Here is a 22,577-nt window from a genome sequence, read left to right as displayed (position 1 = left end):
GAACCGAATATCTGGAACTATCTTTGTCCGTAATTACAGGTAAAAACTAACGCACGACCGTATGAATCCCACCCGACCGCACCGCAACCGCAGCCTCACGCCTCCCCAGCCTCGTCGCTCGCTTCGCTCGCGACTCCCTCGCGCCGTCGGCTCGCGGCCCTCCGGGCCGCTCACCGGGGCGCGCCACCGCGATCTATTTATAAGTACTCTCGCCGGGCTCAGTTTTTAAGCCGCCGAACACCGACACCAGCCTATGGACGAACTCGCGGACCTGACCGAGAAACTGGTCGCGATCCCGTCGCACGAGGACGAGACCGCCGCCGGCGACGCGATTGAGGAGTGGCTGCGCGCGGAGACGGACGCGCGAGTCGAGCGCGACGAGGTCGGCAACGCCTTCGCTTATAAAGGTGCGACCGACGACCCGGACGCCGACACCCTCGCCCTGATCGGCCACCACGACGTGGTCCCGCCGGCCGAGCGCCAGACGACCGGCGACGGCAACGCGGGCGAGTACGTCGTCAAGCGCCGCGACGGGCGGATTCACGGCCGTGGCGCGGCCGATATGAAGGGCGCGGTGGCGGCCTGCGTGCTCGCGTTCCGTGACGCCGAGCCGCCACCGGACCGGGAGCTGGCGGTCGCCTCGTTCGTCGGCGAGGAGGTCGGCGGGACCGGGGCGCGCCACGCGATCGACGCGGGGTTCGTCCCCGACCGCGCGGTCGTCGCCGAGGGGTCGACGAATTACTCGAAGCCGGGCGTCACCGACGTCGTCGTCGCGCACAAGGGCCGGCGGGCGTCGACGCTCGTCGCGCGCGGGTCCGCAGCGCACGCCTCCGAGCCCGAGCACGGCGAGAACGCGGTCTACCGCGCCAGCGACGCGATCGACGTCGTTCGCGAGCTCGACGCCCCGGCGGCGACCGTCTCCGGCGAGTCCGTCACCGGGTCGCTCGCGGTCACGATCGTCGAGGGCGGCGAAACGTGGAACGTGATCCCGGAGCGCTGCGAGGTGACGGTCGACGAACGGACGGTGCCGGGCGACCGCGCCGACCTCGCCCGCGCCGCCGAGGCGGTCCCGGGCGTCGAGTGGGAAGTCGATCAGGACCTCCCGCCGATGGCCTGCGGCGACGACGCCTTCGCGGAGGGGACGCTCGCGGTCGCCCGCGAGGTCCACGACGACCTGGGACTCGACGCGCCCGAGCACGTCGTCAAGCCGCACGCGACCGACGCCGGGTGGCTCGCGGAGGCCGGTACCGAGCCCCTCGTCTGCGGGGCCTCCGAGCCGGGCGAGGCGCACACCGACACGGAGAGCGTCGGGGTCGACGTCCTGGACCGGTGTTACCGCATTTATATGGGCGTCGCCGAGCGGTCGTTCTGACCCGCCGAGACGCGACGCGTCCCGGGACGGCGGGCGCCGCGAGAGATTCGCCGCCCCCGGCCGCTCGACGGCGCGAGCGACGCGGTATGGAAGGGGTTTTATGCGCCCCGCGAAAACTGTGGGCTACTATGGGAGACAAGTCGAAGGCTCAAAAGAAGCGTCTGGCGAAGGCGGAGCGCCAGAACACCCGCGTCCCCGCGTGGGTCATGATGAAGACTGATATGAACGTGACGCGAAACCCCAAGCGGCGCAACTGGCGCCGGAACGACCTGGACGAATAGATGAGTACCAGCGACTTCGAGGAGCGCGTCGTCACCGTCCCCCTCCGCGACGCCAACGACAAGCCGGTACAGGAGCGCGCCGACTTCGCGATGCGGATCGTCCGCGAACACCTCGCGCAGCACTTCTCCGTCGACGAGGCGGACGTCGTCATCGACACCTCGGTCAACGAGGCGGTCTGGGCGAACGGGCGCGAGAACCCGCCGAGCAAGGTCCGCGTCCGCGCGGCCCGGTTCGTCGAGGACGGCGAGCCCGTCGTCGAAGCCGAGTACGCCGAGTAACGTGTTACGGGCGACCTTCACCGGCTCGTCGTACGTGGGCGTGTTCGCCCGCGCCATCGACGACTTCCTGTTGGTCCGGCCGGACGTCGACGAGGGGCTCGCCGAGTCGCTCGGCGAGGAGCTGGACGCAGAGCCCCTCCTCACGACGGTCGGCGGCGCCAACACCGTCGGCTCCCTCGCGACGGGCAACGAGAACGGAATTCTCGTCTCGGCGCGGGCGACCGAACGGGAGCAGACGCGGATCGCCGAGGCCGCCGACCGCGAGGTGGGCGAGCTCCCCGGCGAGATCAACGCGGCCGGCAACGTCGTCCTCGCGAACGACTACGGCGCCTACGTCCATCCGGACCTCTCGCGCGAGTCGATCGTGACGATCAGAGACACCCTCGACGTCCCCGTGGAGCGCGGCGACCTCGGCGACGTCCGCACGGTCGGAACGGCCGCGGTGGCCAACGACACGGGCGTGCTCTGTCACCCCAACTCGACCGAGTCGGAGCTGCAGGCGGTCGAGGAGGCGCTCGACGTCCGCGCCGACCTCGGCACGGTCAACTACGGCGCGCCGCTCGTCGGCTCCGGCCTGGTCGCCACCGACGAGGGGTACGTCGTCGGCGAGGACACGACCGGTCCGGAGCTCGGGCGCATCGAGGAGACGCTCGGTTTCATCGACTGACTCCCCGCGCGGTTCCCCGGCTCTCGTTTCTCCCGCTCTCTCACGGACCGAGCGCGAGCCGGGGGTCCGCCGTCGAGCACGCGCCGCTGCCCACCACCCCTGACACTGCCCTCGTTTCCTCCGAATTCGGGTTCTCCGACCTGAACGAATCGGATTCGGCCACGGGACCGGTTCTTCACCTTTTAGGAAGATACTTCCCTGTCCCTGCCGGATCGTTGAACATGAGTACCTACACGGTGAGTGGACGGTTCCAGAGTCGAGGCGACTTCCAGCCGTTCACGAAGGACGTCGAGGCCGAGAACGAGGATCTCGCCCGCGAGCGGATCTACACTACGGTCGGGAGCCAGCACAACCGGAAGCGCACCCAGATCGAGATCGAGGAGGTGTCCGCGGCATGATGGGCGGCGGACAACAGCAGCTCCAGCAGCTCTCCCAGGAGCTCCAGGAGCTCGACGAGGAGATCGAGGCGCTCGAAGCCGAGATCGCCGACTACCGCGAGGAGCAGTCCGACATCGATGACGCGGTCGAGGCGATCGAGACCCTCGACTCGGGGTCGACGGTGCAGGTCCCGCTCGGCGGCGGGGCCTACGTCCGCGCCGAGGTCCAGGATATCGACGAGATCATCGTCTCGCTCGGCGGCAACTACTCCGCCGAGCAGAGCGAGGGCGACGCCATCGACGTGCTCCGGCGCAAGCAGGAGGCGCTTGACGACCGCATCGAGGAGACGCAGGAGGAGGTCGACGAGCTCGAGTCCGAGAGCCAAGAGCTCGAACAGCAGGCCCAGCAGATGCAACAGCAGATGCAGCAACAACAGATGCAGCAACAGCAGATGCAGCAGGGCCAGGGCGACGAGGAGTAACGACGAACCGTGTTCGACGGACTGAAAGACAAGCTCTCGGGGTTCCGGGAGGACGTCGAGGAGAACACCGACGCCGAGGGCGACGACCCGGACGCCGACGAGACGCCCGCGAGTGACGGCGCGGTTGCGGACACCGCAGACGTCGAGGGGAGCGCAGACGACGGCCCCTCGGCGTCGGCCGTCGCGACCGGCGCGGAGGATGACGACGCGGCCGCCGACGCCGACAAGTCCGGCGACGACGAGCCGAGCACCTTCCAGCGTGCGAAGGCGTTCGCGACCGGCCGGATCATCATCGAGGAGGAGGACTTAGAGGAGCCGCTGTGGAACCTCGAGATGGCGCTCTTGGAGAGCGACGTGGAGATGAGCGTCGCCGAGCGGATCCTCGACACCGTCCGCGAGAAGATGCTCGGCGAGTCGCGCAAGCAGGTCGAGACGACCGGCGAGCTGGTCGAGTCGGCGCTCCACGACGCCTTGATCGACGTGATCGCCGTCGGCCAGTTCGACTTCGAAGAGCGGATCGCCGAGGCCGACAAGCCAGTCACCATCGTCTTCACCGGCGTCAACGGCGTCGGGAAGACGACGAGCATCGCGAAGCTGTCGGAGTGGCTCGCCGACCGGGGCTACTCGTCGGTGCTGGCGAACGGCGACACCTACCGGGCGGGCGCCAACGAGCAGATCGCGGAGCACGCCGACCGGCTCGGCCGGGAGCTCATCTCCCACGACCAGGGCGGCGACCCGGCGGCCGTCATCTACGACGGTGTCGAGTACGCCGCCGCCAACGACGTCGACGTCGTCCTCGGCGACACCGCGGGGCGGCTCCACACGAGCGACGACCTGATGGCGCAGTTGGAGAAGATCGACCGCGTCGTCGACCCGGACATGACGCTGTTCGTCGACGAGGCGGTCGCGGGACAGGACGCGGTGAACCGCGCGAAGGAGTTCAACGACGCCGCCGAAATCGACGGCGCCGTCCTCACGAAGGCCGATGCCGACTCCTCCGGCGGCGCCGCCATCTCGGTGGCGTACGTCACCGGGAAGCCGATCCTCTTCCTCGGCACCGGGCAGGGGTACGATGACCTCACCCTGTTCGAGCCAGAAGAACTCGTCGAGAGCCTGCTCGCCGACGACTGAGGTCGGAGCGACCGAATCGGCGGTCGGTCTCCCCTTTCGACTACCCCTCGCCGACCATCCTGTCTTCCTCGTCCCACTCGCGCTCGCGCAGTTCGTACTTCTGGATCTTCCCGGTCGCCGTCGTCGGGAGTTTCTCGACGAACTCCACCTTACCGGGGGTTTTGTAGTCGGCGACGCGCTCGCGGACGAACGCCTTGAGCTCCTCCGGCGTCGCGCCCGGGTCGTCGAGGTCGCCGCTCTCCGGGACGACGAACGCCTTCGGCGTCTCGCCCCAGCGCTCGTCGGGGGCGGGGATGACGGCGACGTCGGAGACGACGTCGTGCTCGAAGAGGGTGTCCTCCAACTCGATCGAGGAGATGTTCTCGCCGCCGGAGATGATGATGTCCTTCTTGCGGTCCTGAATCGAGACGAACCCGTCCTCGTCGACGACAGCCAGGTCGCCCATGTGGTAGTACCCCTCCAGCCGCTCCGAGAACGCCTCCTCGGTGGCCTCGGGCTTGTTCCAGTAGCGGTCCATCACCTGGTTGCCGCGGACGACGATCTCGCCGATCGTCTCGCCGTCGGCGGCGACGTCCTCGCCGTCCTCGTCGACGACGCGCACCTCGGTGCCGAGGTACCCGATCCCCTGCTTTTTCTTGACCGCGAACCGGTCGTCGCCGTCGGCGTCGAAGTGTCGCTTCGCGTCCGAGGTGGTGATCAGGGGGCCGGTCTCGGTCGCGCCGTAGACGTGTTTGAGCTCCCAGCCGAACTCCTCCTCGACGGTACGGATCGTCGCCTCCGGGGGCGCCGCGCCCGCGGTGGCGACCCGCACGTCGCTGTCGCCGGTCGTCGCGCCGCCGTGTTCGGCGTAGTGGTCGCCGAGCATGTTGAGCACGGTCGGCGCCGCACAGAAGTACGAGACGTCCTCCTCGCGGATCCGGTCGAACGTCTCCCCGACGTCGACCCCGCGGGTGCAGACGTGCCGGGCGCCCATCCCAGTGATCGCGTAGATGTGGCCCCAGCCGTTGACGTGGAACATCGGGAGCGTCCAGAGGTAGACGTCGTCGTCGGTGATCTCCTGGTGGACGGTAATCAGGTACGCGTGGAGCGTCTCCGCGCGGTGCGTTCGGCAGACGCCCTTCGGGTCGCCGGTCGTCCCCGAGGTGTAGTTGATCGTGATCACGTCGTCCTCGTCCATCTCCGGGCGCTCGTAGCCGTCGGGGTCAGCGTCGGCGAGCGCCTCGTCGACCGACTCCCAGTCGCCCTCGACCGCGTCCGCGTCGTTCGTCAGGAACGTCTCCGTGGGCACCTCGTCGCGGACCGCCTCGATCCGGTCGGCGTACTCGGCGTCGGCGTAGACCGCGTCGACGCCGGCGTCGGAGAGCATGTACGCGAAGTCGTCGGGCGTGAGCCGGTAGTTCAGCGGCGCGTGGACCGCGCCGACCTGCATCGCGCCGTACGCCGCCTCGAGGTGGTAGTGCGTGTTCGGGTCCAACACCGCGACGCGGTCGCCCTTCTCGATCCCGCGGGCCTGCAGGACGGCCGAGAACCGGTCGGCGCGCTCGCCGAGCTCGGCGTAGGTGTACCGCGTCCCGTCTGTCGCGAGGACGGCCTCCTCGTCCGCGTAGTGCCGGCGGGCCCGGTCCAGAAAGTCAGTCGTCAGTAGGGGTTTTCGCATCGGTTTATCACTATTTATGATTGATAAAAGCGTTTGCGGCCGACGCAAGCGAGCGACGGGACTGCGGCCTCTGCGGTGAAGGTCGGCTCCGTCGATGTCCGCCTCGTCGAATCGGACCCGCCGCGTTCTCCCTCCGTGCGGCGAGGACTTACGGAGAATTGAGGAGAAAGCCTCGCCGTTCACGGCGGGGATGAATCCGACAAACCCTCCACGAACCACGTTCGGCGTGCCGAAAAGATGTTTTAAGTAACCTGAGACGTATTTAATGGCAACCGAGGCGGTCCACCCGCCCCACTAATCGGACAATATCGGGATTCCCTCATTTCAAGCGGAAGACACCCTCTTCCGTGTCGAAATAGGGTGTAGGCAGTCAGAAGTACCTCCGAATCCCATGCCGGGATAGGAGTAACGGCTGGTTGGCACAGCCAGTAGCCGTCATCGAGGCGTCTACAAACCTTCAACATCCCAACCCAGCGGTGCGGTGCCGTGGGAATCTTCGCCCTTCAGGGCGGAGAGGATGTCAAGGCCGCTCGTCGGCACACGCCACTGCAGTCGGTTTATAAATAGCCAACGTCGACGACCGGTCGATCTCGGTCTCAGAACTCAAAACCGACCGCGTCGCGGTCGGGCCGAATCGGACTCTTCGGGTACGGCGGCGACGCCTCGGGGTCGTTGAACGGGCGGGGCGCCACGTCGTTCGGGCCGTCGGGGTAGAACAGCGCGGCGAGCGCCTGAATCGCGTCTCGCCCGCTGGCGAGTTCGAACTGCCCGCCGCCGTACATGTCGATGCCGCGCTCCTCGCAGTACGCGATCGTCTCGAACAGCGACTCGAGCGTCCCGAACCGGGAAGGCTTGACGTTACAGTAGCCGGGGTCGACCGGGAGCGACTCGAGGCTCTCGACGCCGTCGATCGGGTAGTCGAAGGAGAGCCGGTCGGCCTGCGGCTCGACGAGGACTCGCGTCTCGGGCGTGAACGCCGGGTCCTCGACGATTTCGGCCGGAAACGCGGCGAACACGTCGCGGTACAGCTCGGGGTCCGCCTCGGCGTCGACGTCGGTGCCCTCGTACCAGCCCTTGAGGTCCAGAATGCGGACGGCGTCGGTCTCCCTGAGGGCCGTGAACGCCTCCTCCGGCCAGTCCGGCGTCGGGTCCAGCTTGAACTCCAGGTCGTCGTCGCGGTCGAGCAGCTCCTCGACGCGGTCGGTCGTCGGCGGCTCGCCGAGCCGGGTCGAGACGACGAACCGCACCGGCTCCGGCTCGATCCCGAGGCACTCGCCGAGCGACTCCTCGCGCTGTCGGAGCGCCAGATCGAGGGCGGCGCTCTCGACCGCCCACCGGCGGTAGTTCCGGAAGTACTCCCGCGAGGGGGGCTCGTGCGCGAACAGGTCCTCGTCGTCGAGGCGCGCCGACAGCTCGTCGATCGTCCACTCGCCCTCGATGTCGATGGGGTCGGTCCCGACGAGGGCGGCGTGGTCCTCGGTCTCGTACGTCACGTCCTCGCCGCGCCCGATCACCCCGTCGCCGGCCAGCCGGAACTCGGTGGTGGTGCGCTCGAACCCGCTCGTCGTCGCGCCGGTGTATCGGCGCCGCTCCACCGACTCGATCGTCACGGACAGTCCCGCGATCCGCTCGTAGGCGCTCATGGCCCCATCGACGCGCTCGCCGAACTTAAATCAGGGACGCGTCAGCGAGGCGACCCGTCCCCCCCGCGACCGCGTCGAGCCCGGAGCGTCTCGACGTGCGTCCCGAGCGTCCAGAACAGCGGGACCACGGTGAGCGCGACCGCGCCGGCGGCCGCGACCTGTAACACCGTCGTGGTGAACCACGGCGTCGCGTCGGCGTACGGCAACGACGTGTGGGTGACGCCGCCGGTCAGGGGGACGAAGTAGTCCATCAGGAGGTCGACGGTGTACCACGCCGTCGCGACCGCGACCGCCTTCGGCGGGAAGTCCGTGATCCGGTAGAGCACGAACGCCTGCACGACCATCGCGAGGTGGCTCACGAGCAGGAACGCGTACAGGGGCGGCCCGGAGCTCTCGACGAACCGCGGCGCGAAGACCACGAGCACGTACGGGGTCCACAGCCCGAGCTTGACGTTCCCGAAGAAGGCGAGCGTCGCGAGGGTGTCGCTCGATCGACCGACCGCCCACGCCGCGAGCGCGAGGGCGATGAGCAGCGTCGCGCCCGGGCTGTCCGGGACGAACGCCCACATCTCGACGGGCACCGACTGAAACTGAAACCGGTAGTACCAGAAGCCGAACGCGGTGCCGACGAGGTTGATCGCGACGATGACCCACACGAGCCGGAAGGCGACGTCCTCCAGCGCCTCCGGCAGCGGCGCGACCCACCGCGGCAGCGACTCGCGATCCGGGGGCTCGCGTCCGAGCGCGCCGACGATGTCCATACGCTCGGGTCGGTCTCGCCTGTCAAAGCCGTGACGGTCGCGGCTCGCGAGGGCGGACGACGGCCTCGGGCGTCTCCGGCCGCCGCCGGGACGAAAAGGGCTATGAGTCCCCGGCCGGAACCCTCGTGGTATGCGCCCACGTACGCTGCTCGCGCTGCTGCTCGTCGTCCCCCTCGTGGACGCGCTGTTCCTGATCGTGGTCGCGGAGCAGTTGGGATGGCCGACCACCGTCGCGCTGGTCGTGTTGACCGCCGTGCTCGGGATGCTCCTCCTGCGCGCCGAGGGGCGGGCCACGCTCGCGCGCGTCCAGCGCAAGCTCGCCCGCGGCGAACCGCCGACCGACGAGCTGCTCGACGGCGGGCTCCTGATAGCCGCCGGCGCGTTCCTGCTCACGCCCGGGCTCGTCACGGACGCGGTCGGCTTCCTGCTCGCGTTGCCGCTCTCGCGGGTCCCGATCCGGATGGCCCTCAAAAAGTACGTCGTGGTGCCGTACCTCGACGGCGAGACCGGCGGCTTCGCGTCCGGTAACGTGTACATCGGCGGGTTCCCCGGCGGTGACGGCGGGGCCGGCTTCACGATGGGCGGCGGCGCGTTCGGCGGCGACGGATTCGGCGAGGACGCCTCCGGGGACCCCGACGACTTCCCCGGCGCGAGCGGCGCCGGCGGCGGGCCCGACGGCGGAAGCGGGAGCGGAGCCGGCGCCGGTCGTTCCGACGACCCGAGCCGCGCCGACGTCGTCGACGTCGACTTCACGGTCGAAGAGGAGGAGACCGAGCGAACCGACTGACCGCGAGACGGTCGCGGCGCGCCCGGTCGAAACCGCGAGACGGCGGCGGACTGACGAAAGGAAACCCTTAAAATCCTACCCGCGCTACGACTGAATGCGCTCACCTGGGCCAATAGCTCAGTCAGGTTGAGCGCTCGGCTGATAACCGGGAGGTCCACGGTTCAAATCCGTGTTGGCCCACCTACTGTTCGCACGGTCTCTGGCCGTGCGAGATTGGTGGGCTGGGACTCCCCAGCCACCCAATTTCCGTACCGCCGCCACCTCCTCAGAGCTCCTCGAAGCGCTCCACTCCCGCTCGTGCGACTTCCATGTCCTCCTCGACGCTGCCGCCAGAGACCCCCACGCCGCCGAGGACGGTTCCGTCCTCGCCCTCCAGCGGGAACCCGCCGCCGAAGGTGACGATCCGGCCGTCGTTCGTGTTCCCGATCCCGTACAGCGACTCGCCCGGCTGTGCCGCCTCGTGGATCGCCTCGGTGTCCAGTTTCAGCGAGACCGAGGAGTACGCCTTGTTCTGGGCGATGTCGACGCTCCCGAGCAGCGCGCCGTCCATCCGGTGGAACCCCACGAGGTTCGCGCCGTCGTCCATCACCGCGATACACATCGGTACCTCGATGGCCGCGGCCTGCTCTTCCGCGGCCGCGATGACCGCCTTGGCGACGTCTAAGGTTACGTCTGTCATCTGTGTGCTCCGTCTACCCGCTCCCACGGAAATGTAATAAACTACCATGTTGGATTCGCGTCGACGGCGAAAGGAGCGCTACGGGCTGACCGGTGCAGGGAGAGTCCGCCGTGCGACCCCGCTACTCGTGGTCGTCCGACGGCGGTCGCTTCGAAAGCCGGTCGAACCGGTCTTGCGCCTCTGCCGCGCGGTTCGCCGTCGACTCCGGGTAGTACGACGCGGCCTCGATCCGGCCGTCACCGATCGTCACGGAGAGGACCGCGTCGGCGTGCCGCGCGTCGGGGGGGAGGAGGGTCGCCTCGACCACCGCGTTCCCCACCTCCTCGTCGTCGCGTTCGAAGAACACGGTCGCGAGCCCGTCCTCGACGGTGTCGACGACCGCGGTGTACGTCCCGTCTGACAGCTCGATATCGCTCATTCGTAGGTCACCTCGAGCACACGTTCCCCGTCGGGGTTCGAGAGTATCACGGTGTCGCCGCCGTTGTTCCAGATCGCCGACCCCGAGCCCCAGTACAGGTCGGTGGGGGTGTCCGTCCCGCTGCCGGTCCGCACCGTCACCGTCGCGCCCGCGTCGAGCGCGAATCCGCTCGGGAACTCGTAGCTCCGGCCGGCCTCGTCTTCGAGCGTCCACCCGCCCAAGTCGATCGGGTCGTCGCCCGCGTTTTCGAAGGCGACGTACTCGTCGTTGAGGTTCTGGCGGTCGTCGCCCTCGGCGTCCGCGTTGATCGCGGCGACCTCCAGCGCCGCGCCCGGCTCGGTCGACGACGCCTCGTCCTCTTCGGCGGCGTCGTCGGTTTCGTCGGCGTCACTCCCGGAACCGCCTTCGACCGGATCCCCGCCGAGCCGGGCGCGCTCGACGACGTCGCCGCTCGTCCCCGGCGCGATCGGCTCGCCGTCGCGCAGCGCGAGCGGGTCGGTGGGCGCGTCGCGCTGCGTCCGCACGGAGACACCGCTCCCGTCGCTCACGAGGACGACGTCGCCGTGCGTCGCGGTCCAGTACGTCGGGATCGACCGGTCCGACAGCCGCCGGAGGACCTCGTCGTGCGGGTGCCCGTACTGCGAGTCGTAATCGCTCGACACGACGACCGCCTTCGGCTCCACCGCGTCGAGGAACGCCTCGCTCGACGAGCTCGACGACCCGTGGTGGCCGGCTTTCAGTACGGTCGACCGCAGCTCCGCGCCGTACGCGTCGACCAAGTACTCTTCCTGATCGCCCTCGGCGTCGCCGGAGAGCAGGAAGCTCGTCTCCCCGTGCGTGAGCTTGAGGACGATGCTGTTCTCGTTGCGCGCCTCGTTTTCGAGGTACGGCTCCGGCGGCCCGAGAACGTCGACGTCGACGTCTCCAAACTGGATCGCGTCGGCCTCGCGCGTCTCGTACAGCGTCACGTCGTGTTCCTCGACCGCGTCGAGGTAGCCGGCGTACGTCTGCGTGCTCGCGGCGATCCCGGGGTCGTACACCGCGCCGACCCCGTCCGCCTCCGTCTCGTAGTACCGGATGATCGCCGCGTTACCCCCGATGTGGTCGGCGTCGTTATGCGAGGCGACGAGGTGGTCGATCCGGGTGATGTCGTGTCGCCGGAGGTACTCTAACACGTGCTCGCCGTCGTCGTTGTAATGCCCCGTGTCGACGAGCATCGTCTCCCCTTCCGGACCGACGACGAGCGTGCTGACCGATTGGCCGACGTTGATGTAGTGGACCTCGACGGTGCCGTTCGCCGTTTCGACCGCCTGCTCGGTACCCCCGTCCGTGCTCGTCGGACCTTGGTCGCCGGGCACGGCGCCGGCACATCCCGCGAGGAGGACGATCCCCACGAGTAGGAGGAGTCGAGGCTTTCCCCCGGGTAGTTCCATGTTACGTCGACACCACACACGAACAAAGAGGTACGGATCGGTACTACCCCGACGCGAGCCGCTCTCGAGGGCGCCTCACTCGCCTCCCCGAATCGAATCCCGCGAGACCCGCTCGGGGGCGTCCGGAAGCAGCCACGCCGGCACGATCCGCGTGAGCGCGACCATCCCCGCCAGCTCGACGAGCGTCTGCGTCACGACGACCGCGGGCGCCAGCTCGTAGCCCGCGGGAAGCGCCAGCGCGAGGGGGAGCACGACCAGCGAGTTCCGCGTGACGGAGGTGAACGCGAGCGCCCGGCTCGCCCCGACGCCGAGCCCGACCAGCCCGGCCGCGACCCGCGCGAGCAGCGGCATGACGACGAGGAAGGCGACGTACACCGGGACGACCGCCGCGATCTGCCCGATCGACTCGCTCACCCGGGGGACCTGCGAGGCGACGACGACGAACAGCGTCGCGCCCATCGCCGGCACGGGGAGCCACCCCATCGCGCCCTGCCAGGACGCGCCGCTCGCCGACCGGGTCGCCCACGCCTCGGTGAGCCACGCCAGCGCCAGCGGCAGCGCGACGACCGTCAGGAACGCCTCCACGAACGGCCCCGCCTCGATGACCGCGGCGACCTCTCGGCCCATGAACAGCCAGAGGTACGCCGGGAGCAGCGCGAGCTGGACCAGCATGAGCGCCGGGGTGATCGCCGTGATCCGCTCGGCGTCCCCGCCCGCGAGCTCCGTGAAGGTGATCACGTAGTCGATACACGGCGTCAACAGCACCATGAACGCGCCGACGAGGATCGCCGGACTCGCCGGGAGCGCCCGCGTCAGGGCCCAGACGACGGCGGGGACGACGAGGAAGTTCATCGCGAGGGCCGTCGCCAGAAAGCGCCCGTCGGTGAACGCGCGCCGCAGTCGCACGAAGGGGACCTCGAGAAACGTCGCGTACAGGAGCACGACCAGCACCGGGTCGATGAACCGCTCGACGACCGGCGCCGCGCTCGGCCGACCGAGGGCGACGGCCAGCGCGAGCGCGACGGCGACCGCGTAGGCCGCGACCTGCCGGCGGCGCAGGGCCCGTTTGAGATCCATCCGGCGAGGCTTGGTCGCTCGCGGACAAGCCGCCTTCGCTTCCGGCGCGCTCGGTCAGGCAATGACGTCGACGATCTCGCCCGCGATCATCCGCGCGAGCACCACGCGCGGCACGTCAGCGCGCTCGTGAACCGCTCCGGCAATCTCCCGCGCGACCGCCTCGTCGTCGGCGTCGTCGACTGCGTTTATAAACGGGATCGACGTCGCGTCCGGCGGCACGCCCTTGCGGCCTCCGAGCTCGTCGGCGAGCACCCGCCCGACCAGCTCGGGCGTGATCTCGTCGCCGACTTCGGCGTCGGTAACGGCGGCCACGCGCTCGGGCCGGTGAACCGTCTCCGCGTCGAGCGATTCGCCGACCGCACCGGCGCTCGCCACCGCCACCACGCGGTCCGCGCCAGGCGGGACCTGCGGCTCGCGCTCGTTCGGGGCTTTAAGTAGGCGGGTCCGGGCGCCGTCGGCCTTCACGAGCACCGGGCCGTCGTGTGCGGCGGCGATCTCGTCGACGACGGCCGGGTCGTACCCCCGATAGCGATCGTCGCGCTCGCGTTCCGGGACGAGCCCGAGCGGGAACGCGTCTTCGTCGCCGCCGTTCGCGAGGTCCGCGAGCGCGTCGACGGGGTCCTCGGCCACCCGGACGCCGGCGACCTCGCGGTCGAAGATCGGGATCCGCACGGTCGCCGTGAGCACCGCCCGGTCGAGCCGGTCGGCGAGCGCGTAGAGGGTGGTCTTCTTCCCGCCGGCACCGACGAGACAGGTCGTTCCCCCGGCCGCGTCGAGCGCGTCGACGACGTCGTCCATGGCTCCCCGTAGGGGCGCCCGCCGGCGAAAGCGCGTCGGTTCCGGCGGGACTCCGAGCCCGCCGGGCGCACCCTCGCGGCGTGTGGTTTAATCCCGTCCGAGCGCGAGCGTGTGCACGATGACCGTCCCCGACCGAGTCCTCCGCGTCGACCTCTCCGCCGGCCGCGTGCGAAGCGAGCCGGTCCCCGAGGAGTGGCTCGCGCGGTACGTCGGGGGGAAGGGGCTCGGGGCGCGCTACCTCTACGGGATGGAACCCGGCGTCGAGCCGACAGCGCCGACGAACCGGCTCGCGTTCCTCGTCGGCCCGCTGACGGGCCACCTCCCCGGCGAACCGCGCTACGCCGCCGTCACGAAGTCGCCGCTCACCGGGGCGTTCCTCGACTCCTACGGCGGCGGCTCGTTCGCGAGCCGGCTTGCGGGGTCGCTCGGCGACCACCTCGGCGCCGTGGTCGAGGGCGCCGCCGACGACCCCGTCGCGCTCTCGCTCGCCGGCGGCGAGGCGACGATCGAGCCGGCCGAGGAGCTTCGGGGGCTCGACGCGGCGGAGACCGACGCGCGGTTCCCGGAGGCCGCCGTCGCCTGTATCGGCCCGGCGGGCGAGGCGGGCGTGCGCTACGCGACGATCGCTTCCGACGGCGGCGACCACCACGCCGGCCGCGGCGGCGCGGGCGCCGTGATGGGCTCGAAGAACCTGAAGGCCGTCGTCGCCCGTGACCCCCCGCCCGAGACGCCGCCGGCGCTCCGCGAGCTCCGCGAGCGCGACGCGGAGCGGTTCGCCGACAGCGACGCCGGCCGCTGGCTCGCGGCGGGCGATACCCTCGAGACGGTCTCGTTCGCCGACGAGACGGGGGTGCTCCCGACCCGCGGCTGGCAGGCCCGCCGGTTCGACGGGGCCGACGACCTCGGCGTCGAGCCCGCGAGCGAGCGGGCCGCGGGCCGCGAGCGCGCGGACGAACCGGTCCCCGGCGGGTTCCGAGTCCCGGCGGGCGATGAGGGGGACTCGGACACCGATTCCGAGCCCGACGACACCGTCCCCCGCGGCGGGACCCCCATCGCGCTGGGTGCGGGGCTCGGGATCGACGACTTCGACGCCGTGACCGCGCTCGGCGACGTCTGCGACCGGCTCGGGATCGACGTGATCTCCGCGGGGAACGCGGTCGCGTGGGCGGTCCGCGCGAGCGAGGCGGGGCTGATCGGCCCCGCCGACCGCGACGTCGGCGCCGACCCCGACCTCGCCTTCGGCGACGAGGCGGCGGCGCGGGCGCTGATCGAAGAGATCGCGTCGCGGTCGACTCCCCTGGGCGACGCGCTCGCGGACGGGGTCCGAGCCGCGGCCGACCGGTTCGGCGGCGCGGACCTGATCCCGACGGTGAAGGGGATGGAACTCGGCTCCTACGACCCCCGAGGCGCCGAGACGATGGCGCTCGCGTTCGCGACGAGCGACCGCGGCGGGTGTCACCGGCGGGCCCGACCGGTCGAGACGGAGGCGGTGGCGGCGCCCGAGCGGAGCCCCGCCGAGCGCGCCGCGGCCGTCGCCGACGAGCAGGACCGCCGGGCCGCGCTGTGGTGTCTCGTCGGCGACGACTTCCTCGCCGAGAGCCTCGGTCCCGAGGTCGCCGCCGAGTGGTTCGCGGCGCTCGGCGACGAGCGCGACCCCGACGACCTCCGGCTGCTCGGTCATCGCACGTGGACGCTCGCGCGGTTGTTCAACCTCCGGGAGGGGTTCACCCGGGCCGACGACCGGCTCCCGGAGGCGCTGAGACGGGAGACGAGTGGCGGGAGCGAGGGGGGGACCGAGAACGGGAGCGAGGGCGAACGCGACGGGCTCGATCCCGACGCGTTCGAGGGGCTCCTCGACCGGTACTACGCGCACCGCGGCTGGGACCGCGAGGGGCGGCCGACGGCCCGGCTGCTCGACCGGCTCGGACTCGCGGATCTGCCCGACGAGGCGACGCCGGTCGGGTCGATCGAAGACGTGCCCAGCGTCGACGGCGACGACCGGGTATAACTGCGACCGGCGGCTACGGCGCCGCCTGCTTCGTCGAGATCAGCTCGATCACGTCCCGGTGGGAGAGCTCGTGGCCGGTGCCGACCTGCCGGCCGCTCCGGCAGTCGGTGCCGTGGAGGAGCCCCTGCCCGATGTCCGAGTGGATGTGGAACGCGAAGTCCTCGGTCGTCGCCCCGTCGGGGAGGATGAAGCAGTCGCGGAAGACGCCCTTCTCGTCTCTGCTCCCGTTCGCGGAGCCGGGGAAGACGGCGATACAGCCGAGCACGTCGAAGACGGCGGCTTCGAGCGCGCCCTGCACGCCGGTCCCGTCGTAGTCGGCGACGAACTCCCCGATCCGATCGAGACCGGCTCTCTGCTCGCCGGAGACGTCGCCGACGAGGTCGAAGTCGCTCTCGCCGGGCGTGTAGTCGACGACGCCGGCCTCGTCCGCGTTTTTAAGCGCCTTTTCGGCGTGAGCGCTCGCGGAGACGAACGAGAGGTGGTCGTAGTCGGGGTCCGCCGTGATCTCCTCCCAGTTCGCCTGGGCCTCGGGCGTGTCCATCTTGTTGGCGGCGACGACCATCGGCTTCGTGCGCCTCCGGATCTCGCGGGCGAGGTCGGCCCTGTCGGCGTCGTCCCACGTCTCGGGGTCGAGTTCGAGTCCCTCGGCGAGGATCACCCGTTTCATCCGGTCTTTGTCGATGCCGAACGCCGACATCTGGTCGGCGAGCTCCGCCTCGATCGCGGCGTCCGCGCCGTGGTAGCGCGTCGCGAACTTCTCGAGGCCCTTCTCCAACACGTCGAGGTACCACTCGTCGAGCTCCGCCTCGAGGAAGTCGATGTCTTCGCGCGGGTCGTGGCCCTCGGTGGTCTCGCCCTCGATGTCGGTCTTCCCCGAGAAGTCGACGACGTGGATCAGGACGTCGGTCTCGTTGAGGTCGGTGAGGAACTGGTTACCGAGCCCGCGCCCCTCGTGGGCGCCCGGGACCAGCCCGGCGACGTCGACGAGCTTGACCGGGACGAAGCGGGTGCCGTCGCGGCAGACGCCGACGCTCGGCGTGCAGCTCTCGTCGAACTCGGGGGCGGCGCAGTCGACGCGGACGTACGCCTCGCCGACGGTCGGGTCGATCGTGGTGAACGGGTACGCGCCCTCGGGCACGTCGTTCATCGTCGCGGCGTTGAAAAACGTCGACTTCCCCACGGAGGGCTTGCCGACGAGGCCGATCCGATAACTCATTACCGCTACTGCGCGATCCACGGTAAAAAGCGATGCGAGACGCGGCGTGCCGTGCGCACGGGTGGCGAGGGGCGCGGGACCCGGACCCGATCAGGCGTCGGAGGCGTTGGCCCCGGAGCCGATCAGGCGTCGCCGTCGGCGAACAACACGATGGTCCCCGCACACGATTCGGCGAGGTCGCTTCGGGCCGCGGGGAACGAGCGGTCCTCGAGCTCGCTCTCGACCCGCGACAGGTGTATCTCGGTCGTCGTGGCTGTCCGTCGCTTCGGAGCGGCTTAAACGCGCGCCTCGGGGCACACCGGAAAAGAACCGGCAAGAACTGCAAAGAGTTATGCCTCGGCGGTGTCACGGTCTATGTGAACAGATGACTCTTTACGACCGGATCCTGGTCCCGACCGACGGCTCGGCGGAGGGGGAGCGAGCGGTCGCGCACGCGCTGGACCTCGCCGCGGTCCACGGCGCGGCCGTCCACGCCGTCCACGTCGTCGACGCGGCGAGATACGCGGGGATGCCGATGGAGACGTCGTGGGAGGGAGTCGGGAAGCTCCTGCGGGGCGACGCCGACGAGGCCGTGGACGAGGTCGAGGAGCTGGCCGCGGAGACCGAGATCGACGTGGAGACCGCGGTCGTCGAGGGGTCGCCGAGCCGCGAGATCATCCGGTACGCCGAGGGCAACGACTGCGACCTCGTCGTGATGGGGACGCACGGCCGCGGCGGGATCGATCGGCTCCTCCTCGGGAGCGTCGCGGAGAAGGTCGTCCGCGGCGCCGACGTCCCCGTCCTGACGGTCCGGATCGACGGCGACGCCTCGCCGGAGCCGAGCGCTGTGGGGACCGTCGACGAGGGGACGGCCGAGGAGCGACCGACCGACGGGGCCGGAACGACCGCGAGCGAGGGGGCCGCCGAGGACCCCGAGTCGGAGGCGACGGGCGGGACGTAGGACGCTCCCACCGGGTCGCCTCGGCGACCCGATCCGCCGCGGTCAGTCGTCCGCGTCCCGGAGGTGCTCGCAGTCCCCGGCGTGGACCCGTCGCGTTCCGTCTCCGGTGTCGACCACGAGCGCGCCCGGCGACTCGACGTCGACCGCGGTACCCGTTACCGAGCCGCTCGACGTCTCGACCCGGACCCGCCGCCCGAGCGTGCTCGCCCGCTCGCGCCACGCCGGCAGGATCCGGTCCATCCGGTCCGGCTCCCCCGCGAGCGCCGCGAAGCGCTCGAGGAGGGTCGCGGCGAACCGGCGCCTGTCGACGGGGCCCCCGAACTCCTCCCGCAGGGACGTCGCGCCCGCCGGAAGCGTCTCGGCGTCGATATTCGCGTTGACGCCGACCCCCGCGACGAGCCACGAGACCCGGTCGGCCTCGCCCTCCATCTCCGTGAGGATCCCCGCCAGCTTGCGGCCGCCGCGACCGCCGGAGTCGCCCACCAACACGTCGTTCGGCCACTTGATGTGCGCGTCGACGCCCGCCTCGCGGCAGGCGTCGACCGTCGCGACCGCCGCGGCGAGGGTGAAAAGCGGGGCGTGAGCCGGCGGGACGTCGGGTCGGACCACGAGCGAGAGCCAGACGCCGCCGCTGGGCGCGACCCACTCGCGGTCGAGCCGCCCCCGGCTGCCCGTCTGCTCATCGGCGACGACGGCGACGCCGCCGGCGCCCTCGCCCGCCAGCTCGCGGGCGCGGTCGTTCGTCGACGGGAGGCTGTCGTGGTGCTCGACCGCGTACGGCGCGTCGAGCCCGAACTCGATCCCGGCCGCGCAGTAGTCGGGATCCCCGGGCGCGACGTACCCCTCCGAGGTCGACGCGACGGCGAACCCCTCCCCGCGGAGCGCCTCGACCGCCTTCCACACCGCCGCCCGCGAGACGTCGAGCTCCGCCGCGAGCGCCGGGCCGGAGACCGGTCCGTCTTCCAAGGCGTCCAGCAGCGCGCGACGCGTGTCCATGTCGACGGGATCGGCGCGAGCATGCAAAGCCGTTCCGAGTCGGGCCCGAGAGCGCCCCGGAGCGAGCACACACCTATGGGCACCGAGCACCACGCTCCGACTATTGAATGACCGATCCGAGCGCCGAGAGCGTTCCGGTGACCGTCGTCGACGGACACGAGCGCACCGAGCTGGCGGTCGAACCGGGCCGGACCCTCCGACGGGCCCTCCTCGACGCGGGCCTGTCGCCGTACGCGGCCGCGACCCGCCGGCTGAACTGCGGCGGGCGGGGCGTCTGCGCCACCTGCGGCGTCCGGATACGAGAGGGGCCGCCCCCGGACCACTGGCACGACCGGCTCGCGGCCCGCTTCGGCTACCCCCGGCTGTCCTGTCAGGTGACCGTCGACCGGCCGATGACGGTCGAGCTCGTCGACAAGCGCGTGTGGGGGCCGCGCGAACGCGACGGGGACGACTGAGAGCCCGACCGCAGTCCCCGCGTCGCCGCCGATCGCCCCCGAGACACCTCGTTTCCGGTGAAACGGTTCGGCGTGACGAAGGCGGGGTCCCCGCGTGGGCACAAGACACAAGGTCGCACGGGCGAACGCTCCGGTATGCAACCCTCCAAGGAGGAAGCGGCGTCCGACGGCGACCCGATGGACGACCTCGACGACCTCCTCGACGACGACCTCGCCGGGGGCGAGTCGACCGCGTCGTCGGACGACGCGGGGTCCGACGCCACGGCGGGCGGCTCGTCCGAACGGGCGGCCGGCGCGAGCGACGACGGCGGGCGGGTCGGAACCAGCGGTCGCTGGTTCTCCGCGAAGGCGTTCGCGCTCTCCCTCGTCGCCGTCGCCGCCGGCGTGTTCGTCGGCGGCGCGATCCCGCTCATCGGCGGGACGATCGGCTCCGCCGGGGGCGTGTTCCTCGCGGCGTTCCTGATCGGGCTGGTCCTCTCTGCGCGCCGGTACGTCGAAACCGGGATCGCCGGCGGCGCCGCGGGGGCGGCCGTCGCCGTGACGAACGTCCTCGGCGTCGGCTTCCTCCCGATCGGGATCGACTACCTCCAGCAGTGGGGGTTGCCCCTGCTGGCCGTCGGCGGCGGGGTGGGACTCGTCGTCGCGCTGGTCGGCCACTACTTCGGCCGCGACCTCCGCGCCGGCCTGACCACGGATGTCGGCGGCTGAGCGGCGCGGCGATCCCTCACTTCCGCCCGGTCAGCGCGGACCAGTGATACACGTCGAATCCGACGTACGCGGCGATCTCGCGGCGTTCGAGCGCGAGGAAGCCGGCAAGGATCGCGACGAACCCGACGATCGCCTCGGCCTCGATGAGGCTGCCCAGGAAGACCCAGCTCCCGACCGCGGCGACGACCGGCTCGACGTACCCGACGAGGTGGAGTTGCGCCGGGCCGACCGCGTCGAGCAGCGCGAAGTAGATCAGGAACGCGAGCGCGCCCGACAGCAGCGTGAGGTACGCGAGCGACGCGATCGCGGTGTCGCTCCAGATGATCGCGGCGGGGGACTCGCCGAGCGCGGCGGCGCCGACGAACAGGAGCCCGGCGCCGATCACCATCGCCCACCCCTGTAGCGCGGCGATCGGGAGGTCGGTGCGGAGCGGGCGGAGCAGGACCGCGCCCAGCGAGAAGGCGACCGCGCCGGCGAACGCGAGCCCGACGCCGAGGGGGGCGGCGCTCCCCGCCCCGCCCCCCGTCGGGTCGGCGATCACGACGACACCGAGGACCCCGAGCGCGAAGCCGCCGATCTCGACCGCTCCGAGCCGCTCGTTCGGGAGGAGGAGCGCGGCGAACACCGCGGTCAAGACGGGCACGAGGCTCACGACGACCGCGGCGACCGCCCCGGAGATGTACAGCTCGCCGACGTACAACAGGCCATGGTACGTGGCGATCACGAAGGTCGCGGCGACGGCGACGCCGAGCCACTCGTCGCGACCGCGGGGGACCGTGCGGCCGGACGCGACCGCGGCGACGCCCAACACGATCGCCCCGGCGATCGCGTACCGGACGCCGGCGAAGAGCAGCGGCGGGAAGTAGTGCAACCCGGCCTCGATGGCGACGAAGGAGGTGCCCCACAGGATCGCGAGGAGAACGAACGCGCTGACGACGGATTCCGGAGTAGAGAGGAAGTTCCGTGACTTCATTGAGTGTTAGTTCGAAGATTGTTGAGACAGTTAAACTATTCTTTCAGAACCTGCCGTATTCTGAATGAACAATCACGCATACGAATACGGTGCAATACGGTCCCGAAACGAGCCGGGTTTTTGAATTCGACTCCAACCCTATCAGTCGGAATATACAATAATCCCTCACGCGAAGGGGGCGTATGGACGAGCGCGACGTGCGGCTCCTGAAGACGATATCGGACCTGGGAACGGGGAGTCCCGAGCGGCTCCACGAGGAGACGGGGATCCCGGTGTCGACGATCCACTACCGGCTGAACAACCTCCGCGAGGACGGCGTGATCGAGAACGACCTCTACGACATAGACCACGAGGCGCTCGGCCTCGGCGTCACCGTCATCGTCGAGGTGCTCGCGGGCTACGAGGGGCCGTACGAGGAGTTCGCGGAGGAGCTGCTCGCGGTCGAGGGCGTCACGGAGGCGTTCTTCACGATGGGCGAGACCGACTTTGTCGTGCTCGCGCGGCTCTCCTCGTCCGACACCGTCGAGCGGCTGATCAGCGACTTCGAGGCGATCCCGGAGGTCGAGCGCACGAACTCGACGTTCACGATCGCCACCCTCAGAGACGAGCCGCGCGCGCCGGCGACATACGACCTCGACACGCTGCTCGCGGAGCTGACGGACTGAGTCGGAGCGTCCCTCGTGCGAAGCGGAGGCCGGGACCGAACGGCTCTCTCACGGGATCGAGTTCCCTGTGGATGGGTGTGTATCGAATTTATTAATCGTAAACGAGGCGGGCGAGTCGACCGGGAACCGGTCGAATTCGGCGATGCGGATCGCGGAATCCGGATCGGGGACCCGGGCCGCCCGGTCCGAGCATTAGCCTTCGAGCGAGTTCCCGATCGACCGCTCGACGTACAGCAGCGCGACCAGTCCGAGAACGATGACGGTGTACGACACCGCGGCGAACAGCGCGTCTTGGGTCGTCGCGTACTCGGAGGTCCGGAAGATGATCACCTTCCGGACCATGGCGATGACGCCGGTGTAGATCACCAGCCTGACGATCACTCGAGTTTCGCTCTGTTCGATGTACGCGACGACCGTCTCGTACACCTCGACGATGATCAGGAGGAGGAGTCCGGTCTCGATGAAGCCGATAACGACGTTCGGGTTCGTGATCGCACCGGTCGGGACCGACTCCGCGATCTGGATCGCGAGGTCGATGACGCCGATGCCGAAGAGGAGCGCGAACATCGCCGCCGCGGCCAGCTCGACGCCGGTGATAAACCGACTGGTCGCGTCGAAGACGCGGTCGCTAGACGTCCTGTCGGTGGACGGCTCGTCGTGAGAGTCTGTCGCGGGCGAGTCATCCGACGGGTCGGCCGCAGGCGAGTCTGCCATCCGGTAGTCCCTCTCGGATCGAGACACGGACTCCCGATACGTAAAGAACGGGCCTGACTG

At 70.2% G+C, this 22,577-nt stretch carries 25 protein-coding genes and 1 tRNA gene; 14 read left to right on the top strand and 12 right to left on the bottom strand.

Going from position 1 to position 22,577, the window contains the following annotated elements:
• The first annotated feature begins 253 nt into the window (after positions 1-253).
• From N5096_RS09320 to ftsY, 7 genes are all read left to right on the top strand, one after another.
• Positions 254-1,372, top strand: a complete 1,119-nt coding sequence (locus N5096_RS09320) for a M20 family metallopeptidase (protein WP_267664178.1) — start codon at positions 254-256, stop codon at positions 1,370-1,372.
• A 128-nt stretch (positions 1,373-1,500) separates the two neighbouring features.
• Complete coding sequence (locus N5096_RS09315) at positions 1,501-1,653, top strand: 50S ribosomal protein L39e (RefSeq protein ID WP_004050128.1); 153 nt, start codon at positions 1,501-1,503, stop codon at positions 1,651-1,653.
• Positions 1,654-1,932 carry a 50S ribosomal protein L31e gene (locus N5096_RS09310; protein WP_267664170.1) on the top strand — a complete coding sequence of 93 codons (279 nt, stop codon included), beginning with the start codon at positions 1,654-1,656 and terminating at the stop codon, positions 1,930-1,932. It begins immediately after the preceding gene.
• A 1-nt stretch (position 1,933) separates the two neighbouring features.
• Positions 1,934-2,599 carry a translation initiation factor IF-6 gene (locus N5096_RS09305; protein ID WP_267664169.1) on the top strand — a complete coding sequence of 222 codons (666 nt, stop codon included), beginning with the start codon at positions 1,934-1,936 and terminating at the stop codon, positions 2,597-2,599.
• Between the two features lie 221 nt (positions 2,600-2,820).
• Positions 2,821-2,997, top strand: a complete 177-nt coding sequence (gene rpl18a, locus N5096_RS09300) for a 50S ribosomal protein L18Ae (protein ID WP_267664168.1) — start codon at positions 2,821-2,823, stop codon at positions 2,995-2,997.
• Positions 2,997-3,458 carry a prefoldin subunit alpha gene (gene pfdA, locus N5096_RS09295; protein ID WP_267664167.1) on the top strand — a complete coding sequence of 154 codons (462 nt, stop codon included), beginning with the start codon at positions 2,997-2,999 and terminating at the stop codon, positions 3,456-3,458. The genes rpl18a and pfdA overlap by 1 nt, the downstream gene beginning before the upstream one ends.
• 9 nt (positions 3,459-3,467) lie before the next feature.
• Positions 3,468-4,589, top strand: coding sequence for a signal recognition particle-docking protein FtsY (gene ftsY, locus N5096_RS09290; protein ID WP_267664166.1), 1,122 nt, complete (start codon positions 3,468-3,470; stop codon positions 4,587-4,589).
• A 40-nt stretch (positions 4,590-4,629) separates the two neighbouring features.
• Here the strand turns inward: ftsY and N5096_RS09285 are convergent, their stop codons facing one another.
• From N5096_RS09285 to N5096_RS09275, 3 genes are all read right to left on the bottom strand, one after another.
• Positions 4,630-6,246: a long-chain-fatty-acid--CoA ligase gene (locus N5096_RS09285; protein WP_267664165.1), complete on the bottom strand. Its 1,617-nt coding sequence runs from the start codon at positions 6,244-6,246 to the stop codon at positions 4,630-4,632.
• Positions 6,247-6,842: 596 nt separating this feature from the next.
• Complete coding sequence (locus N5096_RS09280; protein ID WP_267664164.1) at positions 6,843-7,889, bottom strand: enolase-like domain-containing protein; 1,047 nt, start codon at positions 7,887-7,889, stop codon at positions 6,843-6,845.
• A 41-nt stretch (positions 7,890-7,930) separates the two neighbouring features.
• The gene (locus N5096_RS09275) at positions 7,931-8,650 is read right to left on the bottom strand and encodes a DUF1405 domain-containing protein (protein WP_267664163.1); all 720 of its coding nucleotides are present in this window, start codon (positions 8,648-8,650) and stop codon (positions 7,931-7,933) included.
• A 130-nt stretch (positions 8,651-8,780) separates the two neighbouring features.
• On the opposite strand from N5096_RS09275, the gene N5096_RS09270 reads away from it, so the two are divergent.
• Positions 8,781-9,437 carry an FxsA family protein gene (locus tag N5096_RS09270; protein WP_267664162.1) on the top strand — a complete coding sequence of 219 codons (657 nt, stop codon included), beginning with the start codon at positions 8,781-8,783 and terminating at the stop codon, positions 9,435-9,437.
• Between the two features lie 106 nt (positions 9,438-9,543).
• A tRNA-Ile gene (locus N5096_RS09265) sits at positions 9,544-9,617 on the top strand.
• An 85-nt stretch (positions 9,618-9,702) separates the two neighbouring features.
• On the opposite strand, the gene N5096_RS09260 is transcribed toward N5096_RS09265, so the two are convergent.
• From N5096_RS09260 to yqeC, 5 genes are all read right to left on the bottom strand, one after another.
• Positions 9,703-10,116 carry a GlcG/HbpS family heme-binding protein gene (locus N5096_RS09260; protein WP_267664160.1) on the bottom strand — a complete coding sequence of 138 codons (414 nt, stop codon included), beginning with the start codon at positions 10,114-10,116 and terminating at the stop codon, positions 9,703-9,705.
• Positions 10,117-10,237: 121 nt separating this feature from the next.
• Positions 10,238-10,534: a DUF3006 family protein gene (locus N5096_RS09255; RefSeq protein WP_267664159.1), complete on the bottom strand. Its 297-nt coding sequence runs from the start codon at positions 10,532-10,534 to the stop codon at positions 10,238-10,240.
• Positions 10,531-11,967 (bottom strand): lamin tail domain-containing protein, encoded by a 1,437-nt coding sequence (locus N5096_RS09250; RefSeq protein ID WP_267664158.1) that lies wholly within the window; start codon positions 11,965-11,967, stop codon positions 10,531-10,533. The genes N5096_RS09255 and N5096_RS09250 overlap by 4 nt, the downstream gene beginning before the upstream one ends.
• A gap of 75 nt (positions 11,968-12,042) precedes the next feature.
• Complete coding sequence (locus tag N5096_RS09245; RefSeq protein WP_267664156.1) at positions 12,043-13,044, bottom strand: arsenic resistance protein; 1,002 nt, start codon at positions 13,042-13,044, stop codon at positions 12,043-12,045.
• A gap of 54 nt (positions 13,045-13,098) precedes the next feature.
• Positions 13,099-13,842, bottom strand: a complete 744-nt coding sequence (gene yqeC, locus N5096_RS09240) for a selenium cofactor biosynthesis protein YqeC (protein WP_267664155.1) — start codon at positions 13,840-13,842, stop codon at positions 13,099-13,101.
• Between the two features lie 118 nt (positions 13,843-13,960).
• Between yqeC and N5096_RS09235 the strand changes: the two genes are divergently transcribed.
• Positions 13,961-15,850: an aldehyde ferredoxin oxidoreductase family protein gene (locus N5096_RS09235; RefSeq protein ID WP_267664154.1), complete on the top strand. Its 1,890-nt coding sequence runs from the start codon at positions 13,961-13,963 to the stop codon at positions 15,848-15,850.
• 13 nt (positions 15,851-15,863) lie between these two features.
• Here N5096_RS09235 and N5096_RS09230 read toward each other — a convergent pair whose 3' ends face one another.
• On the bottom strand, positions 15,864-17,066 hold the full coding sequence (locus N5096_RS09230; protein WP_267664153.1) for a redox-regulated ATPase YchF: 1,203 nt from the start codon (positions 17,064-17,066) through the stop codon (positions 15,864-15,866).
• Between the two features lie 364 nt (positions 17,067-17,430).
• Between N5096_RS09230 and N5096_RS09225 the strand changes: the two genes are divergently transcribed.
• Complete coding sequence (locus N5096_RS09225) at positions 17,431-18,006, top strand: universal stress protein (protein ID WP_267664152.1); 576 nt, start codon at positions 17,431-17,433, stop codon at positions 18,004-18,006.
• A gap of 42 nt (positions 18,007-18,048) precedes the next feature.
• Here N5096_RS09225 and N5096_RS09220 read toward each other — a convergent pair whose 3' ends face one another.
• A complete protein-coding gene (locus N5096_RS09220; protein ID WP_267664151.1) occupies positions 18,049-19,002 on the bottom strand; it encodes a biotin--[acetyl-CoA-carboxylase] ligase in 954 nt (317 codons plus the stop codon).
• A gap of 107 nt (positions 19,003-19,109) precedes the next feature.
• Here N5096_RS09220 and N5096_RS09215 point away from each other — a divergent pair, with 107 nt between their 5' ends.
• Positions 19,110-19,457 carry a 2Fe-2S iron-sulfur cluster-binding protein gene (locus N5096_RS09215; RefSeq protein WP_267664150.1) on the top strand — a complete coding sequence of 116 codons (348 nt, stop codon included), beginning with the start codon at positions 19,110-19,112 and terminating at the stop codon, positions 19,455-19,457.
• Between the two features lie 135 nt (positions 19,458-19,592).
• On the top strand, positions 19,593-20,165 hold the full coding sequence (locus N5096_RS09210; protein ID WP_267664148.1) for a hypothetical protein: 573 nt from the start codon (positions 19,593-19,595) through the stop codon (positions 20,163-20,165).
• A 16-nt stretch (positions 20,166-20,181) separates the two neighbouring features.
• Here N5096_RS09210 and N5096_RS09205 read toward each other — a convergent pair whose 3' ends face one another.
• On the bottom strand, positions 20,182-21,138 hold the full coding sequence (locus N5096_RS09205) for a DMT family transporter (protein ID WP_267664147.1): 957 nt from the start codon (positions 21,136-21,138) through the stop codon (positions 20,182-20,184).
• Positions 21,139-21,320: 182 nt separating this feature from the next.
• On the opposite strand from N5096_RS09205, the gene N5096_RS09200 reads away from it, so the two are divergent.
• Positions 21,321-21,803 carry an Lrp/AsnC family transcriptional regulator gene (locus N5096_RS09200; RefSeq protein ID WP_267664145.1) on the top strand — a complete coding sequence of 161 codons (483 nt, stop codon included), beginning with the start codon at positions 21,321-21,323 and terminating at the stop codon, positions 21,801-21,803.
• 192 nt (positions 21,804-21,995) lie between these two features.
• On the opposite strand, the gene N5096_RS09195 is transcribed toward N5096_RS09200, so the two are convergent.
• On the bottom strand, positions 21,996-22,517 hold the full coding sequence (locus N5096_RS09195) for a phosphate-starvation-inducible PsiE family protein (protein WP_267664142.1): 522 nt from the start codon (positions 22,515-22,517) through the stop codon (positions 21,996-21,998).
• Positions 22,518-22,577: the final 60 nt, after the last annotated feature.

The sequence above is a fragment of the Halorubrum yunnanense genome, from assembly GCF_026586675.1.
GTDB lineage: Archaea > Halobacteriota > Halobacteria > Halobacteriales > Haloferacaceae > Halorubrum > Halorubrum yunnanense.
Note: the sequence above shows the minus strand (reverse complement) of the source record. Positions and strands in the feature narration are given on the sequence as shown.